17 protein-coding genes are annotated in these 18,774 nt (G+C 45.6%); 15 read left to right on the forward strand and 2 right to left on the reverse strand.

Translation table 11 applies throughout. The features are described 5' to 3' along the window. Positions 1-13: 13 nt before the first annotated feature. The 7 genes from EKN16_RS31295 (at position 14) to EKN16_RS31330 (ending at position 7,123) form a co-directional block, all read left to right on the forward strand. Positions 14-376 (forward strand): arsenate reductase family protein, encoded by a 363-nt coding sequence (locus EKN16_RS31295; protein WP_125665473.1) that lies wholly within the window; start codon positions 14-16, stop codon positions 374-376. Further along, positions 348-1,601, forward strand: coding sequence for an aminotransferase class I/II-fold pyridoxal phosphate-dependent enzyme (locus tag EKN16_RS31300; RefSeq protein ID WP_125666869.1), 1,254 nt, complete (start codon positions 348-350; stop codon positions 1,599-1,601). The genes EKN16_RS31295 and EKN16_RS31300 overlap by 29 nt, the downstream gene beginning before the upstream one ends. Positions 1,602-1,659: 58 nt before the next feature. After that, a complete protein-coding gene (locus EKN16_RS31305) occupies positions 1,660-2,538 on the forward strand; it encodes a 5'-3' exonuclease (RefSeq protein WP_125665475.1) in 879 nt (292 codons plus the stop codon). 548 nt (positions 2,539-3,086) lie between these two features. Continuing rightward, positions 3,087-4,022: a class B sortase gene (gene srtB, locus EKN16_RS31315; RefSeq protein ID WP_125665477.1), complete on the forward strand. Its 936-nt coding sequence runs from the start codon at positions 3,087-3,089 to the stop codon at positions 4,020-4,022. Between the two features lie 201 nt (positions 4,023-4,223). After that, entirely contained in the window at positions 4,224-4,982 is a 759-nt protein-coding gene (locus EKN16_RS31320; RefSeq protein ID WP_125665479.1) for an LPXTG cell wall anchor domain-containing protein, read from the forward strand. 283 nt (positions 4,983-5,265) lie between these two features. Next, on the forward strand, positions 5,266-6,273 hold the full coding sequence (locus tag EKN16_RS31325) for a succinylglutamate desuccinylase/aspartoacylase family protein (RefSeq protein WP_125665481.1): 1,008 nt from the start codon (positions 5,266-5,268) through the stop codon (positions 6,271-6,273). A gap of 43 nt (positions 6,274-6,316) precedes the next feature. After that, positions 6,317-7,123 carry a phytanoyl-CoA dioxygenase family protein gene (locus EKN16_RS31330; protein ID WP_125665483.1) on the forward strand — a complete coding sequence of 269 codons (807 nt, stop codon included), beginning with the start codon at positions 6,317-6,319 and terminating at the stop codon, positions 7,121-7,123. A 326-nt stretch (positions 7,124-7,449) separates the two neighbouring features. On the opposite strand, the gene EKN16_RS31335 is transcribed toward EKN16_RS31330, so the two are convergent. After that, the gene (locus EKN16_RS31335; protein WP_164523070.1) at positions 7,450-8,766 is read right to left on the reverse strand and encodes a transposase; all 1,317 of its coding nucleotides are present in this window, start codon (positions 8,764-8,766) and stop codon (positions 7,450-7,452) included. Between the two features lie 583 nt (positions 8,767-9,349). Here EKN16_RS31335 and EKN16_RS31340 point away from each other — a divergent pair. The 5 genes from EKN16_RS31340 to EKN16_RS31360 all read left to right on the forward strand — a co-directional run bounded on the left by EKN16_RS31340 (position 9,350) and on the right by EKN16_RS31360 (position 14,126). Beyond that, positions 9,350-10,642: a hypothetical protein gene (locus EKN16_RS31340; protein ID WP_232016121.1), complete on the forward strand. Its 1,293-nt coding sequence runs from the start codon at positions 9,350-9,352 to the stop codon at positions 10,640-10,642. A 24-nt stretch (positions 10,643-10,666) separates the two neighbouring features. Next, positions 10,667-11,662, forward strand: a complete 996-nt coding sequence (locus EKN16_RS31345) for a Gfo/Idh/MocA family protein (protein ID WP_125665489.1) — start codon at positions 10,667-10,669, stop codon at positions 11,660-11,662. A 4-nt stretch (positions 11,663-11,666) separates the two neighbouring features. Next, positions 11,667-12,689 (forward strand): Gfo/Idh/MocA family protein, encoded by a 1,023-nt coding sequence (locus tag EKN16_RS31350; RefSeq protein ID WP_125665491.1) that lies wholly within the window; start codon positions 11,667-11,669, stop codon positions 12,687-12,689. Between the two features lie 36 nt (positions 12,690-12,725). After that, a complete protein-coding gene (locus EKN16_RS31355) occupies positions 12,726-13,730 on the forward strand; it encodes a Gfo/Idh/MocA family protein (protein ID WP_125665493.1) in 1,005 nt (334 codons plus the stop codon). 111 nt (positions 13,731-13,841) lie between these two features. Then, the gene (locus tag EKN16_RS31360; RefSeq protein ID WP_164523071.1) at positions 13,842-14,126 is read left to right on the forward strand and encodes a hypothetical protein; all 285 of its coding nucleotides are present in this window, start codon (positions 13,842-13,844) and stop codon (positions 14,124-14,126) included. 72 nt (positions 14,127-14,198) lie between these two features. On the opposite strand, the gene EKN16_RS31365 is transcribed toward EKN16_RS31360, so the two are convergent. Beyond that, on the reverse strand, positions 14,199-15,107 hold the full coding sequence (locus EKN16_RS31365; RefSeq protein WP_164523072.1) for an AraC family transcriptional regulator: 909 nt from the start codon (positions 15,105-15,107) through the stop codon (positions 14,199-14,201). Between the two features lie 224 nt (positions 15,108-15,331). Here EKN16_RS31365 and EKN16_RS31370 point away from each other — a divergent pair, with 224 nt between their 5' ends. The 3 genes from EKN16_RS31370 to EKN16_RS31380 all read left to right on the forward strand — a co-directional run bounded on the left by EKN16_RS31370 (position 15,332) and on the right by EKN16_RS31380 (position 18,744). Continuing rightward, a complete protein-coding gene (locus tag EKN16_RS31370) occupies positions 15,332-15,490 on the forward strand; it encodes a hypothetical protein (protein WP_232016122.1) in 159 nt (52 codons plus the stop codon). After that, positions 15,483-16,931, forward strand: a complete 1,449-nt coding sequence (locus EKN16_RS31375) for a sialate O-acetylesterase (protein ID WP_164523073.1) — start codon at positions 15,483-15,485, stop codon at positions 16,929-16,931. Before EKN16_RS31370 ends, EKN16_RS31375 begins: the two co-directional genes overlap by 8 nt. Before the next feature lie 169 nt (positions 16,932-17,100). Next, entirely contained in the window at positions 17,101-18,744 is a 1,644-nt protein-coding gene (locus EKN16_RS31380; RefSeq protein WP_125665503.1) for a family 20 glycosylhydrolase, read from the forward strand. Positions 18,745-18,774 lie beyond the last annotated feature (30 nt).

Consider the following 18,774-nt stretch of genomic DNA (forward strand, 5'->3'; position numbering starts at 1 on the left):
TTGGAGCTTCACAATGAAAAAACTAACCATTTATGAATACCCCAAATGCGGAACATGCCGCAGTGCAATCAAATCCTTGAAGTCAAAGGGATATGAGCTTGAAACGCATAACGTCTTTGAAACGGCCCCATCTGTTGAAGTCCTTGCAGACTTGATCACACGCAGCGGCTTAGATATTAAGAAGTTCTTTAATACTTCTGGTGAAGTCTATAAAGAAATGGGCTTAAAGGACGTATTGCCTGGCATGTCTGACGCAGAGAAAATTGCGCTGCTCGCATCAAACGGCAGATTAATCAAACGTCCGGTTGTCACGGATGGCAAGCAGGTCACAGTTGGCTTCAAAGATGATGAATACGACAACGTATGGGGCCAATAAGCAAGTGGAAGGAGTTACAAGCGTGACAACAAAAGCATGGCGCGCCGATAGACTTTCGAAGCTTGGATCGTCTATCTTTAGTGAAGTAGCGGAGTGGAAGAGGGAAGCACAGCAGCAGGGACTTGATGTGATTGATCTAAGCATTGGCAGCCCAGATTTGCCGCCATCGGAATCGATAAAACGCTCGTTAAGTGAAGCTGTACTTCGAGATACCGCATATGCTTATCCTGGATCAAAAGGAAGCAAAGGATTTCTTCAGCAAGCAGCGGAATGGCTCAAATACAGGTTCGATATCCAAGTGGATCCTGAATTAGAGCTGCTATCGTTAATGGGTTCTCAGGATGGACTTGGTCATTTGGCACTCGCATTATGTAATCCTGGGGATATCGCACTTGTGCCGGATCCTGGTTATCCGGTCTATGCAGCAGGACTTGCCTTAGCAGGTGTAGAGCCCTATTATATGCCGCTGCGCGCAGAGAATGGATTCCTGCCGGACTTCACGGCAATTCCGGACGAAGTCTGGAGTAAGGCCAAATTTATGCTGCTAAATTATCCAAGCAACCCTGTCTCAGCAGTTGCTGATCTATCCTTTTTCTCTAAGGCTGTTGCCATAGCCAAGCAGCATAATGTTCTAATCGTTCATGATTTGGCTTATTCTGAGATGGCGTTCGATGGCTATCGCCCACCAAGCATTTTGCAGGTTGAAGGTGCTGTTGAGATCGCTGTTGAATTTCATTCCTTATCCAAAAGCTTCAACATGGCTGGCTGTCGCATCGGGTTTCTCGCGGGCAATCAGCATGCAGTGTCAGCACTAGGAGCGCTCAAGGCCAATATTGATTATGGAATTTTTCTTCCAGTTCAGGAAGCAGGTATTGAAGCCTTAAAGCAGGACATGTCTGGTCAACATCCATCAGTCGGTCTTCTTTATGAAAGACGTCGTGATGCTTTACTACATGCACTTCATCAAGAAGGCTGGGATATAGCTAGTCCAAAAGCTACGATGTTTGTCTGGGCGCAATTGCCTCCGATGACATGGAGTCTGTCGGATCCATGGAATTCTCGTCGAATTTCCCGGGAAATGTTAAATCGAGCTGGAGTTGCTGTTATTCCAGGAGATGCCTTTGGAATGGAAGGCGAAGGCTATGTGCGAATCGCATTAGTGGAGAATGAGCAGCGTCTGATCGAGGCAGCTCGGCGGATTGGCAGATTCATTCGTGGTGAATAGAATCGATTGCGTATGCTGTGCTGCTACAACTATGAATATGTAAAGGGAATGATGATAGATGATAGAAGAAGAGAACCAGAATAAGTTGTTACTTGTCGATGGAATGGCTTTATTATTTCGTGCTTTTTTTGCAAACTCTTATGGTGGTAGCGTAAGGCGGACAAGTGAAGGCGTACCCGTTAACGCAATTTATGGATTTATCAAATATTTCATGGATGCTGTTCAGCGGTTCGGACCGACTCATGTCGTTTGCTGCTGGGATATGGGCAGCACGACATTCCGCACAGCGCAGTATGACGGTTATAAGGCCAACCGCCCATCAGCACCAGAGGATCTTGTTCCACAGTTTGATTTGATAAAAGAGGTTATGGAAAGCTTTGGAGTCCCGAATATTGGACTGGTTGGATATGAAGCAGATGACTGCATTGGAACGCTTGCAAAGCGGCACAGCAATGAAGCTCATGTATATGTACTGTCCGGTGATCATGATTTACTTCAACTAGTTGATGATCGAATTACGGTTGTCATCATGAAGAAGGGGCAGGGCAATTATGCCGAATACACGCCACAGTTCTTACACGAGGAACGTCAGCTGACTCCACAGCAGGTCATTTGCGTAAAAGGTCTAATGGGTGATACGAGTGATAATTATCCTGGGGTTCGAGGAATTGGCGAGAAAACAGCGTACAAGCTTATTCAGGAGCATGGTTCGGTGGATGGTGTATTGGCCAATCTCGATAGTCTGTCGAAGACGATACGCGCCAAGATTGAAGCAGATCTTGATATGCTGCATATGTCACGAGAATTAGCGACCATTCGCTGTGATGTGCCAGTAGAGATCGAATTTACAAACTGCGGTTGGGAGATTAATCGAGCACAGGTTATGAATAAGTTCGAACAGTTAGAGTTTCGCAGCTTAATGGCACTTATAAGTTGATGGATAGATGAGGTTAAGAGGTTGACCAGTTGAATCTGGTTAACCTCTTTTTTGTGTCGCCGAGCATGGGCGTTATCTATAGGGTGTAAGTCCCGAGTGACGAAGGCGGTAGTAGTCATTAGCTTAAGACAAGGGAGTCGACCGTGAGGTCGAATCTGAAGGAAGTCGGCGGCAAACCTCCAGTTCGAGGAACACGAACCTCATATAAGGCTAACGTTCGTCAGATGAGGCTGCCAAACAAGTCAAAGTCTATACTCCAAGGCGAATGGGAGTAAATGAGGTGAATAGATGGAGGGAAAGATAGCGTTCTTACCTTGGGAGATCTGTACGGAATGCGGAGCAATCTCCGTAACCCTGCTTGTGAAAGTAGGCTGAGCGTACAGAAGTCAGCAGAAGCTATAGTGCGCTCTGTGTTGCAACACGCAGAGGAAGGGCCGCTGCTGATCTCACAATAGAAAAATTTAAGATTAATTAAGTGATAAGCTTAATTGCTATCATGGTTATTAAAACGTAAGTGTAGTTTGATAAATATAAATAGCTGCATCTACATGAATGTACAAAGCGGTAGCGAGTATAAAGTCTTAAATATTAAGGAGAAGGGCGGGTTAACTGGTGTGAAATGGAGAGTGAAATGGGAGCGTATAAAGATGCCCCGGGGAACGGAATGGATACGGATGGTCACGTTATTGCGAATTATGCTCGTTGCCTTACTTGTGTTCAGTCTGTATCAGCTTGCAACCTACTGGCACAATAGCATGGAAAACCGCCGAGCGTTGAATGACATTCAAGAATTATATTACCAACAACAGGCTGTCCCTCCCTATAAGCAGGATATAGTCGTGGATCGCACGTTATACAACGCCGGCAGTAAACCCATTAACAAGACCGACTCCGCAGATCTGGAGCATTCAAAGCAATCGCAGAAGCTTGCACAAACTGAACGGTTTGCCCAATTGAAGGAAATCAATGAGGATATTGTAGGCTGGATACAGATACCTGATACAGAGATTGACTACCCTATTGTACAGGGTGAAGACAATGAGTATTACTTGAAGCATACGTTCGAGAAGATAAAAAATGTCTCAGGAGCCATCTTCATGGATTATCGGAATGATCCTGAGCTCCAGGATGCCAATACAATTGTGTATGGTCATCATATGAAGAATGGAACGATGTTCAAAGCATTGCAAAACTACAAAGATCTGGACTTTTTTAATAAACATCGAATCATCATGTATGATACCCCAACCGGTCATTATGAGTGGGAAGTTTTCTCCGTCTATGTAACAAGCACCGAATTTTACTACATCCAGCCGACCTTTAAAACAAATGAGCAATACGCGACTTTCTTAAACAAGATACATTCCAAGTCCATGCATCCTTCTGAGATTACGTTAGTTGATCAAGATCGAATTCTAACCTTGTCTACATGCAGCTATGAGTTTGATAATGCAAGATTGGTTATTCATGCCAGACTGCTCTGATTAATTTAAGAAATAAACCCTCTAAATAATAACTAATTCCATGTTCAGCTAATATCAAATTATAGTTTAATGGGGTTGTCGGACTTAGTTAATATTCATCTCCATGAAGAGTAGGTGGTCGATGGCAGTGACAAGCAACAAATGATCTTGTTAAGGGTGGTACAGTAACTCGTTTGCTTATAAAACTAGAGAGGTGAGATTATGAAATCAATACGTATTCTTATTACAGCGTTATTCCTATTTGTAATTGCAGTGTCTTCTGTAAGTGCTGCCTCAGGTAAAGTGTTCAAGTTTGATAAAGGGTTAGATGAAGCGGGGTACACGTATAGCGCTTATAATTCCAATTTCAAAATTAACAAAGGTATATTGGAAATCACTGTTGAGAAAACCGACGTAGCTGGGGGAATTCCTATATTCTTCTTGCCGGATAATCTTAAGCTGGATATCAATAAAAACAAATATGTGATCGTTAAGCTTCGTAATGAGTCTACTGTGTCATCGTCTAAGATCTATTGGACAACTACGGATGACAAAACCTACGATGAATCGAAGGCGCTAGCAATTGAAATCGGAACAAAAATGTCCGACTTTCAAGAAATCGTCTTTGATCTCAGTGATCAAAAAGCGTGGAAAGGTACTTTAAAGGGGTTACGACTTGATTCACTGGCCAGCGATAGCAATCCCAAAGGCGCGAAGGTATTTATTGAGTCTATCGAAATTGCCTCTACGCCCGAAAGCAGCAGCACTCCAGCAGCAAGCAGCGGTGAAGATACAGGCAGTACCCCGGCAGCGAGCAACAGTGTCGATACTAACAGCAATACGGAAACCGGAGATGCGGGAGCAACTACGGCCAGTAATCCAAAGACAGGCGATAATGGAACGGGGATGTATTTCTTAATTGTCATGATCGCGGCGGCGGCACTATTCTTATTAAGAAAGAAAAAGAGCTTCAATAATTAACACTGTGTGATCTAGAGGTGGAGAGTTGTTGCTCTCCACCTCTGACACTTCTACGGGCGCTTTAGAAATAAAGGTTAATAACGATGGGGGGTATCAGATATAGGTATAAATATGGACGGATATCAACTATATAACTTAGATCTGACCAGAGCAGCAAACTGGAACAGCACGTTATATTAATTTCGCTTGGATCCTTTCAATCTGAAGAACCTCCAGTAGAAAGAATTGTTGCCAAGACATTGACATTTGCGAAATAGAATTATCCATTCAAGGGGAAATTGAGATGATAGTAAACGTTACAGCTATCTCAAAAATCGATTGGGACAGTGAGGGAAAGCGGAATTATCATATTCCTATGACCTATGACGGTGAGTGGGCACGTGTGCGTATTCCACTATGCGTGATTTGCGGTATTAAACCAGGGAAAACATTAACGGTCATTGGAGGTACGCATGGGGATGAATATGAAGGTCCTGTAGCCGCCAAGAAGTTGATCGAAAACCTTGATTTCAGCAACATGAGCGGTCGCGTGATTATTATACCGGTTCTTAATGTGCCGGCATTTAAGGCAGGGACAAGGGTATCCTCACTAGATGGGATGAATATGAATAGAGCCTTCCCGGGGGATGCCAAAGGAACGATCACATCCCGTATTGCCCGCTTTATTACGGATGAGGTATTGTCCCGTTCAACTATCGTGGTGGATATCCACTCGGCGGGTGAGACGATGGAAACGATACGCTGCACGAGTTTCCATGAGATACAAGATCCTTCAATGTACAGGCAGTCGGTTGAAACTGCGTCAGCGTTCGGAACTCCTTTTACGATGATCTATACCAGCGATATGGGAAGCGGACTCTTAACGGAAGAAGCGGAGAAAATGGGCATTGTCACCATTGGAACTGAGCTCGGATACGGGGCCTCGACCGATTTGGACGGGGTGAGATGGGCCTATGACGGTTTAAATAATGTGATGAAACTGCATAAAATGCTGCCCGGAGAAGTGATATCTCTTCTCCCCCCTACCCATGACAGAACCATATTGGTTAAGAACACGGATATAGACACATGGATGACGGCTCCGACGTCGGGTATTTCAGAACCGCTTGTCCCCATCGGAGCTTATGTCCGTAAAGGCGATCCGGTGACGTGCATACATGATTTTGAGCAAATCACGAAACCCGGCTATATCATCAAAGCAGACCGTGACGGCTATGTGCTGCAGCGCCGCTTTCGAGCTTCAACGCGGCAGGGAGACGTCGTAATGGTCATTGCCGAAGAAGTGAATTAACTCAATTAATCATGATCATTTCAACTAAAAGGGAGATGTGCTTGTGTTAAATACGAAAGAGAAATTTCTCATGGATACCTATGGATATGTAATCGTACCGAATCTTGTGGATTTGGATCTCGTGGAGAGGGTCCGCCAAGCTATGGACAGCATGAATCGGGAACTGCCGCTCGTATCGCGTGAAGATCCGTCGCCGAATGGGAAAACTCGGAAGGTCGAAGGCACCCCCTATTTTTCAAAATTCAGTCCGTGCATCGAATATGATCCAAAATTCTTGGAGATTGCTATGTACCCCAAGATCATGTCCTACGTTGAAGATATCGTGGGAGGACCGGTTCGCTATGAGGAACAGGAATGTTCTATCAATCGTCGAAACCCCAACGACGAGGCAACCAATATTCGAAATCTAGCGTGGCATCGGGGAATGAGTCCGGATTTCTCTAATTATGCAGTTGCGGGCAGAAGTCACTATTTGTGGATTAAAGCGATCGTCTTCCTTACGGACATTGGCCCTGATGATGGGGGTACAAGCGTAATTCCTGGAAGCCATCGCACCGACTCCATAGCCGGGATCGTTCCAGAACTCGAACCATGGATGGTTCATCAGGCTAAGGGAAAGGCGGGCAGCGTAATGTTCTTCACGGAGGCGCTGATTCACTCGGTAACTCCGATCCTTTCGGAGAGGACACGATATGTCATGATTACGGGTTATGTTCCGCCCTTTATGCGCGAGTGTGGACGGGTGGAGGCCCCCAGTTCAGAATTCCTATCGACTTTAGGGGAGCAGGAACGGACTTTCATGACAGGTGACAACCCTAAGGAAAGTCGTTACAGTTTCCGCGTGAGATAGAAATGAAGTTTCTTATAATTCCGCAGGAGTATTGAAGATTACAGTGAATAATGACTTGGACGGAGGAATTCCGCTTCTCTTTACTCCGGATAATCTTAATGTCGATCTGAGTACAAATAAGGCTATAAGAGCCTGTTCAAAAAGTATCATCTAAGTCTGAAGTTGACCGGCATAACCAACCAACAAGGGATCCGTAATTGGAAATGAAAGGGCTCGAGTTTGTGAGGGGGTCATGCTTAGAAAAATCCGCTTTTCGGAGCCGGATTTGGACAAACGTATCCCTTGGGTGGTGATTTTCTTTTTTTGAAGTTGTGGTAGGAATCGTTTTAACCTGCCAGAGGCAGCGACAATTGCTCCACTTGAATCTCTTGCAGCTTTTTGATGGTTGACACATGATTCGGAGGCAGAATCGTCTGCCGAATATGTGCAATTATTCGCTCAATTAATCGAAATGTATCTCGCAGAATGAACCATTTCTCGACGCGTTCGGTTGTACGGACCGGCACTTTCTTGTGCTTCATGATGGAAGTCAGTTGATTGGACTCTTGCGCAAAAGCCAGTTCCACCTGCTTACGGAAATTTAGCATGTGCTCTTGCAGGACGCTTCCTTGCGGTACAGGGCCGTAGAAAAACGGGTTTTCCGTGAAGGAATAGCCAAACTGCTTCTCGCAAAGACCTTGCAGCGGACAGGCGGCGCATCTCTCATCGTCTCCGCGAAACCAAGCGGTGTGTGTATCCTTATCGAATTCATCGAACACAAGGGCGTGACCTTGCTTCCATTCCGGGTTTCCTTCGGGGGAGCAGTGTTCAGGAATGACGGTGTTTTTCTTGATTTCTGTCACGACCGCCACATCGTGCTTCAGGAGCGCTTCCTTCTGATCGTCGGCGTCAAAATAACCCAAATCGGCCACCAGGTAGTCGACCTTCAGTCCTTCGATCTTCTTCATCATTTCAATGAGCGGCAACATCACTTTGACGTCCGCTGTATCATTGGGTAGGATGATCGAGAACAAAACGATCGGACCTTTCGGACTGGGACAGACGATGGAGTGTTTGCGGTAGCCGATGAAAAACTTGTTCTGGTTCGCCTTCGTCCGTTGCACACCGCAGATGGCATCCGGATCGGAGTAGGTCTTCTCACAAGAGCACTTGTGCTGATTTGGGCAAGAGCAGCGCTTGTGCCTGTATCCGTTGACGTTGGCCCAGATCGGTCTGGAATCGATGCCCGTAAGCGTCGGCAGTAGAAAGTCCTTTAGTTTCAATGCCTGAGCAATGAGGTCGAAAAGAATGGCATAAAACAATTCGGAACTAACCTTGGTTCGGAAGGTGCTCAGACTGCTGTGTACTGGCACCTTTTCGATAATAGGGACACCGATAAAGTTGCGCCATGCTTGATTTTTTGGTTCTTTTAATTGCCTTACCAGTTCTCGAAAAGAGGAAATCTCAGGACGTGTAAAGTACAGATAATGCATCCAAAAACAGATTCTTGAATCAATTGGAGGACGCCCGCCATCCTTGTACAGCGGAGCGATCTTTTCAAGCACGATGGTGTCATCCACATGATCGATGTAATCGATGAGTTCCGCATCAAATCCGAGTGTGTTATAGTAGTGGTAGGGCAGCAGTTCAAGCTGTAAGTCCATGAAAATGCACCTCGCAGATAGGTAATTTTGGTTGTAGGGATACCTCCATTTTACCATTCTTCGATTCGGTGCATTTTTGTTTTTTGTTCAATTTTATGAGCTTTTTGAACAGGCTCTATAAGTATCAAACTTTGGAATACGTCTAATGTTTCCAAATCTCAAATTTACTGGACACCTACGGATAAGCCTGATTTCTCCGAAGACAAATCAATGGTAATCCAGATCGATAAAAATATGACTGATTTAGCCGTTTTACCTTCGCTAAGTGCAATCGAGCGGATTGGGCAGGTACGCTAAAGCAGCTGCGACTTGACAGTATTACTGGGGATAATCTTAAAGCGAACTCGAAGGTGTACCTATAGGTATTTGACGTTGCTTCTGTACTTGGGACACCTGGAAATGGGGACTCCGTGAAATTGATTCTGCTGGCTGGCAGCGCAAGGAACGCCAAACCGGTAACAAGGCCTCTGTGAGTATTCAGGCAGTGAGGTTTTTTCTTGTTTGCCAGACCATCCAATCTGGAGCCGGGCTGCCAAAGAGATTGACTTCTCCTTTGCTGACATTGTATAGGAGGAAACCGAAAATGAAAACTGTTCTACGGGATGTCAAAACGGCAAGCCAGATGATGCGCCGTTATTATCGCGCCGTCAAAGAAACAATGCGTGCCATGGCCGGGTACTTGCCGAGCATGAAAAGCTGGGAGACCAGGAAGATGCTCGCGAGGCACATCTGGCTCGACGCGATGCATGCGGATATGCTAAGGTCCCGCACATTGGATTTAAGGTATCCACGCGTTGACGTGGATGAAGATTCGGATGCCCATCTCATCAAACTGCTTCATCAGCTTCCAAATGCCGCTACCGACGAACAATTTGTAGCCGGTATTTATCGAGTGATCAAACCCGCGCTGCTCGCTGCTTTTAAAACTTATATGCATAACAGCGATCCATTGGATGACGCCCCCAGCCATCTCTATTTGCAGCGGATCATAAACGAGCTGGAGCAACAACAGACTGATTTTGAAACGATTCGCACCTCGACCGGCAAAGCTTTTGCGGACACTCGTTGGGAGACGTTCCTCCACTCCGTCCTGGCCGCTAGCGGAGGAATCGACGGATTGGACCTCGATCCGGGGGAGAAATACATTCCATTTCTCTCGCGCGCTCTCTATCAATTGCCCGAAGAGGGAGCCCGGGACGAGTCATGGGAGCCGGCTGTCATGCAAGTGCCCCCTAGACTCCCAGATAATTGGATCGAACATCGCATATGGGTTGCGATTGATCACGCTAATGAAGTGTGGGCTAGTGAAACGGCAGCGGCTTTGATTTGGGAGTATGACAACAAGCCTTGGAATCTTTATTACGAAGCCGCCCGGTGTTATGACGAAATGCGGCACGCCATGATGGGGGAAGCGCGGCTAGCTTCCATGGGTTTGCAAATTGGCATCGATTATCCTATGGTTCCCGATCACTGGAGAACTTTTCGCCAAAGAGGCATAGGAGCTCTGTTACTTTTGCTTCATGGGCTTGAGCAGAGAGGACCGCTTCACAAGTCGAAGCTTAAGCAGGAATTGTTCGCGGTTCACGATTTTGATGGTGCGCAGGATTGCGACTATGACTGGGCAGATGAGTCAGGACATATCACCTACGGGCTGTCATGGTTGAAATCCGTTTTTCCCGGCTGGCAGAAACTACAGATCATCGAGGAGACAAATAAGCTCTTAGCCGAATGGCGAGAATGGATCGAACGGCACCACCACGAAGGAACGCATGGGTATGCAGTTTTCCTGAGCAGAATCGAAGCGAAAGCCAAGCTACTGAAAACTGAACAAAGCGACACCCAAGTGGTGTTTCAACCTACGGTAGTGACGAAGTAAATCTATGATTAAGAGGAGAGCCAAATGACACCTATTCGCTTTGTGGCAATCGGCTTGCGTATACACGGGGAATATGCGATTGAGCAATTTTTAATGACAGAAGGAACCAAGCTCGTCGCGATTGCAGAAACCGAGCACCACTGGCGCGCTGTATCCGATCGTTTTCAAGTCCCTTTTTACGACGATTATTTGCATTTGCTGGATGAACAGGAATGTGACACCGTCATCGTTTGCCTGCCCAATTATCAAAAAGCCGACGCTATTATCGAATGTTTGAAACGGGGTAAAAACGTCATTTCAGATAAACCGATAGCGGTTACGGAAGAAGACCTGCGTCGGATTGAAGACCAGGTTGCTGTCTCGCAAGGACAATTCTCGACTCTTCTGACCGAGCGGTTTAACCCTTTATATATGAAAGCGAAAGAACTCGTTGATGCAGGTAAAATCGGTCAAGTGGCAGGGTGCTTAATGATGCGCCCGCATGAAGCTACCATTCAGAGAGAGGAACCATGGATGTTTCTAAAGGAGAAGAACGGTGGCCTCATCGTCGATCTCATGATTCACGATATCGATCTGGCCCGATGGATCTGTCAAGCAGATGTGGTAGAAGTGACGGCCCGGAAAATACAGACGAATTTTTTTGCCGATAAAGCGAACTATGTGGATTTTGCCCAGGCGTTGTTCGTGCTGGAAAGAGACATTACGGTCCATATTGAAGCTGATTGGCTGACTCCTGCGAACACCTCTTGGGATTGCCGCATGCTCATTGTCGGCTCGGACGGCACCATTGAAGTGTTGACTAAATCGGGCGAAGTCATTTACTGCACGCACAATGAAAACCATGATGTGGTCGCGGTTAACCCACCGGTACTCGACGAAGTCTGTCAGGATTTCATCCGCAGAATTCGGGGACAGCAGCATCAAATCTTGTCTGCGGATGAATGCATCAAGTCGGCCCGCGCCGTATTGATGGCCCGCGAATCCAGCGAAACGAGACAAACCGTTAGATCGGAGGGATAAACCGATGTTAAGAGTAGGCATTGCCGGCATTGGCTGGGTGGCCGAGGAACATATTAACGCTTACCGAAACAACCCCCATATGCAGGTGGCAGCGATGTGCGGGACAAACATGCCAAGGCTGCAAGCGCGGGCGAAAAACCTCCGGTTGGACGACGCATCGCTTTACGACGATTTTTACAAAATGGTCGAAAATCCGGATATCGACATTATCTCGATATGCACGCCCCATCACTTGCATGAGGAACAGGCGATAGCGGCAGCCAAAGCAGGCAAACATATTTTGCTGGAAAAGCCCATTGCGCTATCCGAACAAGGTTTATTTAAAGTGAAGGAAGCGGTGCTCGCTTCCGGGGTCAAAAGCGTTACGGGTTTCGTACTGCGATGGAATCCGTATGTTCAAATGGTCGAAAGGCTCATGAACAACGATTTGATTGGCCGTCCATTTTTGGCCGAGGTGACTTATTATCAAGGACTTGGCGATTGGTACAGAGGATTTGATTGGATTCGCCGCAAAGAGTTCGGGGGAAGCGTGTTGCTTGCAGCAGGGTGTCATGCGGTCGATGTATTGTTGCTAGCAGTCGGAGCTTTGCCGACGGAAGTGAGCGCATATGCCGTCAAGACGGATTGTGGTCTCGAATACCCTTCCACGGTCGCGGCTATCGTAAAATTCGATAACGGTGCGATAGGCCGGGTTACCTGCAGCTTAGACAGCAAAATCCCTTATGCCTTTCACCTCCATATGCTCGGTACGAAGGGGGCTTTGCGGGACAACCGGCTATACGCGGATCTCTTTCAAGGACAAACGGACGAAATTGTGATTCCTACGTTGCTCCCAGGAAGCGCAGACGTTCATCATTTTCCGTTTCAGGGAGAGATCGATCATCTGGTAGACTGTATCTTGCACGACAAGGAATCGTTTGTCAGTATTCCTAAGGCTTGTACAAGTCATATGATTTGCCTGGCAGCCGACCGGTCTGTCGAATCGGGCCGGCCCGTAGGCATTGGTCTAGATGGTTTGCAGCAATGACAAATAAACAATTTATCAGAATGGAGAGTGAACGGATTGAATAAATTAAAAGTCGGTGTCGTCGGTCTTGGCGGAATAGGTACGATCTCTCTCAAATATTATTTGCAAAACCCGTTAGTTGAAGTGGCAGCAATTTGTGACGTGAGGGAGGAAAGGGTCAAGGAACTATGCGATACGATGAATATCGCAAAAGGGTATACCCATGTGGAGGACATGCTTCGGCTTTGCCCAGAGCTGGACATGGTTTCGATCCACAATGTCGATTCAGCCCACGTAAGCACGACATTGAGCGCATTGAACGCCGGGAAACACGTATTTGTCGAAAAACCGATGGGGCTGAACATCGACGAATGCCATCAGGTTGCCTCCCTTGCCCGCCATGCGGGCAAGAAGGTTGCCGTTGGACAAGTCGTAAGGTTCCGCAATTACGTGAAAACCGTCAAAGAGCTGATCAGTCTGGGAACGCTAGGTACCATTTACAATATTGAAATCGAATACATGACCGATCAGATGAGATTTCCCGGAATGTCGGATCGGGCAAAGCAGAGTTATTCACCCGGAGTCGTAACGCTCGGGGTGCACGCAATCGATACGGTTCGATGGCTGGTTGGCGAAATCGTGGAGGTTAAAGCCGTTTCGAACAAAGGCTTAAGCGATCCAGAATGCGGCTTCGATGATATGACTTTGGCTATTTTCCGCTTTGATAACGATTGCGTCGGAAGATTGTCCACTTGCTGGTCGAGCGTGGGTGAGAACGATCCTTACATGGGGTTGAGAGTATTCGGAAGCAAAGGGACGGTTATCGGCAATCGTCTCATGCTTCAAGGCGTTCGAGGGAGCATGACGCTTCCGGAAGTTACCGACAATATAGATATATTGAAGCAAGAGCTCGAATCCGTCGTAGATTCGATCATCCATGATAAACCCTTGTTCTGCGATGCAGCAGATGGAGGAAATACGGCAATCGTCTGTTTGTCCATTTTGGATGCCGTTCGCACAAATACAAACGTAAGAGTTAACAATATTATACGGCTTGCGTGATTGTATTGACTGGAAGGGAGTAGGCATTGAGATCGTAGTCTATAGTCGGTTTTTTCGACTAAGGCGTGGATGTTGAAGGTTGGACTACTTCTATAGTCGTTTTTTCCGACTGTGGCGGATGTTGATTTTGAGAAACTCGCAAGCCTTTGTTTGCGTAAGGAACGGCTATCTGTGGAACAGGAACTGCAAATTACGATAGAACAATTATTGTCTGTGGGTCAATTAATTGACCAAGAGGTATTAGTCAGTCCAGTATTTGAACTATTGAAAAATTTCTCGGGTAATTTCTCGAAGTCGGTAACGCTGACCTTCCAGTTTGAAGCTGATCGCTTAACAAAGAATCAGATTGCATCATTGGTCGTAATGAGGCGTTACAATCTCAGAAATGAACGATAACACTTTTGAATAAAAATTAATTAAAAAGGGCGGATAGGCAATTACTTTCCGCCCTTTATTTCATTCGCTAAGCTAGACAGAAGCCTCCGACTTTCCTAAAATAACATTTTGTTGACGAAATTCAGAGGGACTGCATCCTTCAAGTTTTTTAAACAATTTACTGAAATATAATGAGTCAACAACTCCCACTTCTTCGGAGATCTGGTTAATGCTCTTGCTTGTATCCTGCATGAGGAATTTGGCTTTCTGAATTCGAAGCATATTTGTATATTTTACGATTGTCGTTCCAGAGTATTTTTTGAATATTTGACACAAATATTCGTACGTGCGCTCCATGTATTCTTCGATTACCTCTTTGTCCAAATTCGCATGATATGTCTCATCCAGCAATTCGACGAGTTTACGGTAAATGATGAAAGAGTCCGGAATATAGAGGGGATGCTGCTTGTTGGATAGCAGATTGTTCGCTATCATTTCGAGAATTTGCGATAAGAGCAACGAACTGCGAAATCTGAAGTAGCCTTTGGGGTGGGACAAGGTTTGAATTAGTTTCTCGAATAGGGAGAGAAGCTCGAATTGTTTGATATTCTGACAGAACTGAGGAAGGATTATCTGATCCACTGCATTCGTATTATTTGTTCGCAAATCCTGAGGCTGAAGATGCTGCTCACTATCGTCGAACTGCAGGGTCTTCTCACCTAACAAAGGATCAGCAGTAAATTGAACCCAGAAAAAGTTCGCATCACTGTGTGTTGTTTTCCAAGACTGATGTCGTTCCCACGGTTTCAAGATAAGGAAATCACCTGACTTAAGCTCCATCTTCCTGGACTCTACTTGAAGGTAGATCGGACCTGCAGCAACCATAATAATCTCGTAGTTGGGATTGGAATGTTCCTTGTTCAAAAGGTGGTTGTTGCCTGCATGATTACGTGCCCACTTGACGTCTAATCTGGTCAGTCGAGACATTGCAAAAAAGGACATAGATGCTTCCTCCAGTCTATTGGGAGTGTCGTCAGCCTTATGCATATTATTATAAAGCATTATCATGTGCAATAGAAGGGAGAAGTTGAAGGAAGGGTTAAGGTCAGCGTGCTTACAGTACTACAGTTGGAGAAGATCTGAACGCAATCGTAATCTATGAGATTGCAGCTTATGGTGAACTCGTGACCGTTCCTAACGGTCAAAAGGCTTACTATGCCAACTCTGTGAAATGGGCAGTTGACAATGGTGAGACAGCCCAAATTATGGCTAAACTTCTACAGGGGATGGGTTATAAAACAGAAAACGATAATGGATTAATACTTATTAATCTTCATTTTAGAAGGGAAGCAGAGAAAGATGAGGCAAAGATGGAAAATGGATAAATGGGAGCCTACCAAGAAGGTTCCTATTATAGGTATGGTTCTAGTCATTGTAATGGTATGGCTAGCAAGCTGTACCAATGAAAAAGTAAAAGTAGAGCAATTACTTCCTTTAGAAGAAGGGAAATATGTGATGAATATCGAGGCACCAATTGAACATCAAGTGTATCAGCGTGATCTGAATAATAAGGCAACTATTTCATTCAAGATTCAAGTAGAGTCGGATATTGCAGGTAAGGTGGAAGCGCGGGCGATTACGGAAGGAGAATCGTCTGACTGGCAGACAATTGGAGATATAAATGGCACAACGTTCGAGGGTGTGATTGTAGGAGTATCCATTGGACAGCACCGGCTGGACATTCGTGTCAGGTCAGATCAAACGCTAGCAGCGAAAAGTGTAGAGCCGATCCTTGTCGGTGACTTGTGGGTATTGGCCGGCCAATCGAACATGCAGGGCTGGGGTAAGTTAATCGATATGGAGGAGCCGCAGGTTGGGATCAGTCTATACAGCAGAGAGGGGGATCAATGGTCACAAGCTGTTGAGCCTCTAGGCTGGACGGAGGGTGCAATGAACTGGGAGGCACCGCGGGGTGCAGGGCTCGGAATTCCATTTGCCAAAGAAGTCATGAGTCATACGAATGTCCCTATTGGATTAATCATGAGTGCAGTAGGCGGATCGACAATGCTCGATTGGGATCCAGCACGCTTGGAGACGGAGCCTCAATCACTATATGGGGACATGATCAGGAAGATTCGTGAGCTTGGAGGCAGTGTGAAAGGGGTGCTCTGGTATCAAGGAGAAAGCGAGGCGAATACGGAGGCGGATATTTACCTAGAACGTATGAAGACATTCGTGACCCAATTGCGGAAGGACGTAGGCGATTCGAAGCTGCCGTTTATTTACGCCCAACTGTCCGTGTACCATACCTTTGATGAAGGTGGGAAATTGTGGAACAGAATTCAGCGGGATCAATTAGAATTGGAGTCCTTAATTGAACATGCAGCAATGGTGCCAACAATTGACGCAACTCTATCTGACCCTGTTCACTTGGATGCAGCTTCCTTGAAAAGGGTTGGGCAGCGTATGGCGTGGCGAGCAATAGATATGGCATATGGTATGGAGAACGCTCAATCAGGCCCTAGACCGGATACGTACATCTGGAATGAAGAGCGTACGGAGCTTCTAATTACCTTTAAGGGGATCAATGGTAAATTGGCACCCATTAACCATGCTTATGGTTTCCAAGTGACATTGGGGTCGGACAAAGTGCCATTTACAGCTTTGTTAACGGAAGACAGAATGGGTGTAAAGCTGCAATTTGAATCTCCAACGTCCGAAAATGATCTGCTTATACTCTGGCACGGAGCAGGCTTCAACCCTGTAGTCAATGTGAAGGATGAGATGGGAATTCCGCTCGTTGTTTTTGGTCCTGTTGCAATCTAAATATACTCAATTTTCCTCAATAAAAGCTCAGCCGCAGGATAGTTTTATCATTATTCATCCTGAAATTTAAATTTTATCTATATTCATAAATGCCTTCTCGCCATTAAAATAATAAATAGCTGCATGAATCATAAATGTTAAATACATTCGAGAGTGAGGCCATTCACTAATGATATTACCGAAGCCTAAAAGTAATCAGTTGTTTAACGAGAAGATTTATCTTCACAGCGAGATGGAAGCGTATTCAGATGCTGGGGATCAATACTGTAAGAAGGCATTGACTGTACTGAATATTCTATTAACTGAGATTAATGTTGTTATTAAATCGGGTGTGAACGGCAATCTAAGTTTTATGTATTCAGACACTTCGTTTGTTAAGAAAGAAGCCTATCATATTGAATTTCGCGATGAAAAGGTTATAGTCACATACGGAGATGAGCTTGGTGCGAGGAATGCAGCCATCTCCTTGTATGGATTAATAGAAAAGGATGACAAAGGTTACTTTTTTAAAGCCTGTAATATGACTGATTTTCCCGACTCCGAATATAGAGGGCTTATGCTTGATTTGGGTAGAAAATTTGTTCCTGTTGAAGAAATAAAAATAACAATTGTGCAGATGGCTAAAGCTAAATACAATACTTTGCGTCTTCATTTGCTAGAGTCCGATCATAACCCGATGCAATCCGATGTTTATCCGCAATTAAATGAAACAAAGAGACGTCAATATACCAAGAACGAGCTTCGTGAAATTGTAGATTTTGCAGCCCTGTTCGGACTTGAAGTGATTCCTGAGCTTGAAATGCCAGCACATAGTTTGTTTTTGATAGACCGTATGGAGGAATTAAAGTGCAGAACGAAGCATGTTGATCCTAGCAGATGGGCCATATGTCTGGGTAGTGAAAAAACGTATGAAATCATGGGGAATATGATTAAAGAGCTCACTGAAATTTTTCCAGGGGAATATATTCATATCGGTACAGATGAACTTGAATTCACCGATGTATACAAACGGTTAAAATTATGGCCTACATGGGATGACTGCGAGTTGTGCAACAAGCTTTCTGAAAGGGAGCGGCTGCGGGGGGATCGGGAACTCTTCTACTATTTTGTCAGAAGGATCTATGAGATTATTACGAGTTTAGGAAAGAAAATGATGATGTGGAACGACAGCATTGACTGCACGGTATCCCCCCCTTTACCGAGAGATATACGGATTCAGTTTTGGAGAGTTGCTGAAAAAGGGCGAGGGCCGGCATCAGGCAGCATGCAGCGGTTTCTGGAGGAGGGATTTCAAGTCGTGAATTCCTACTATCCTGAAACTTATTTGGATGATTATATTGAGGAGACTAAGCTGCTGAAGTGGAATCCCAATGCAACGCCTGAATCTACAGATGAGGTGAAGCATTTGATCTTGGGTGGAGAAATGTGCACCTGGGGTCCGGACAACCATTACGAGCGCACTCTTCCAAGCGCAGTATTCATGTTCGGAGACAAGCTCTGGAACCACTCGGACAGAGAGGCGACCAGCGAATATAGGCAAGTACTTACTAAAGCTGTGTTGGGACTGCAAACCCCTGCAAACTTTGACGTTTTCGAATCCCTTGGCTGCTGTGTGCTCCCATTGGATAAGGTGAAAATGGGGAAACCTCACATTGTGAATAGGAGTAAAGCAGAGCTGCAAGCGAATCTGAAAATACTGCAAGCCTTAGTCGAGAATAATGCCTCCGGTCAAGCTGCTGCTGGCGTGTATATGAAGTGCATTCAATATGTAATAAATGAAATTCTTGAAATCAATAATGGAAAGGACTTCTAGCAGCGAGTGAGAAAGCAGGGGGGCATGGAC

This window comes from Paenibacillus baekrokdamisoli (genome assembly GCF_003945345.1).
GTDB lineage: Bacteria > Bacillota > Bacilli > Paenibacillales > Paenibacillaceae > Paenibacillus_Z > Paenibacillus_Z baekrokdamisoli.